Annotated in this window: 2 protein-coding genes; both read left to right on the forward strand. The window is 62.0% G+C overall.

The window, feature by feature from the left end; translation table 11 throughout:
• The first annotated feature begins 181 nt into the window (after positions 1-181).
• Positions 182-526, forward strand: a complete 345-nt coding sequence (locus tag EN993_RS35920) for a peptidase inhibitor family I36 protein (protein ID WP_056596364.1) — start codon at positions 182-184, stop codon at positions 524-526.
• Between the two features lie 165 nt (positions 527-691).
• A partial coding sequence (locus EN993_RS35925; protein ID WP_127266251.1) for an ABC transporter substrate-binding protein occupies positions 692-1326 on the forward strand: 635 nt, incomplete at its 3' end.

Raw genomic sequence — 1326 nt, forward strand, 5'->3', positions numbered from 1 at the left:
GCGCGTCACGTTTGAACGGATTCAGGCGACGCGCTTTAGCTCTTTGTTTTTATGCATGTCGTTCTCCCAAAACCGGGGCCACTTTTGGGCGACATGCATTAGGCGGCCGAAGCATTGGCAAAAGGGCCGGACCGCGCTATCCAACCGGAGGGGGCCGCGGTCAAAACCGAGGAAACATCAGATGAAACGTCTAGCCATCTTGACTGCTGTCGCGTCCGTGCTTTTTGCCGACGTCGCCAGCGCCCAATACAATGACGAGCCCGCCTGCATGATGTTCGAGCACGCGAATTTTCGCGGGCGGTCCATCGGTATGGGGCCTGACGATTCCGTAAACTTTCGTGGCGGCCAGTTCTGGAACGACCGTGTGTCGTCGGTGATCGTGCGCCGCGGCTGCACGCTCGTTGCCTATGAGGACTCCCGGATGGGCGGCCGTTCCATCGAGATCAGGCGCAGGATCCGCGATTTTGGTGGCAGCGACTGGAACGACCGCATCTCTTCGGCGGAGTGCTATTGCAACGACTACTGAAGGCCATGTTGGGTTTCTGACAGCACGCACCCGTTTTCGGGACGGGCCGCCGATCGAGCTGCCTTCACCGGCCGGGCCGGCCGGGTGCCTCACCAAGCTGTTCATTGACAAGCTGACTGGCGTCTGTGAGACAGTTTCCTCAGCGAAAACAAAAGGGGAACTGACATGACCAGGATCGCCGTTCTTGCTGCAACATTGACACTTGCCGCCGGCTTGTCCGCACCGGCGATGGCCGCCACTTCAGTCACCATCGGCATCAGCGGCTGGACCGGCTTCGCGCCGCTGACGCTTGCCAAGCAGGCGGGCATCTTCGAGAAGCACGGCCTCGACGTGACCTTGAAGAAGGTGCCGCAGGCGAGCCGGCCGCTCGCCATCGCCAGCGGCGACCTGCAATGCGCGGCCACCACGGTCGAGACCTGGCTGGTGTGGAACACCAGTGGCGTCACCACCAAGCAGATATTCCAGCTTGACAAATCCTATGGCGCCGACGGCATCGTCGCCCGCAACGACATCAAGACCGTCGCCGATCTCAAGGGCAAGAATGTCGCGTCCTCGGCACCGGGCACGTCGCCCTATTTCATGCTCGCCTGGGTGCTGAACAAGGCCGGCATGTCGACCAAGGACGTCACCGTCGTCAATCTGGAGCCGGACGCGGCGGCGCAGGCCTTCCTCGCCGGGCAGAATGATGCCGCCGTCACCTATGAGCCGTTCATCTCGGCGGTGCGCGACAAGTCCGACCAGGGCCATATCCTGGCGACGACGCTCGACTATCCGATGGTGCTCGACACGGTCGGCTGCTG

It is taken from the genome of Mesorhizobium sp. M7D.F.Ca.US.004.01.2.1 (assembly GCF_003997785.1).
GTDB classification, from domain to species: Bacteria; Pseudomonadota; Alphaproteobacteria; order Rhizobiales; family Rhizobiaceae; genus Mesorhizobium; species Mesorhizobium loti.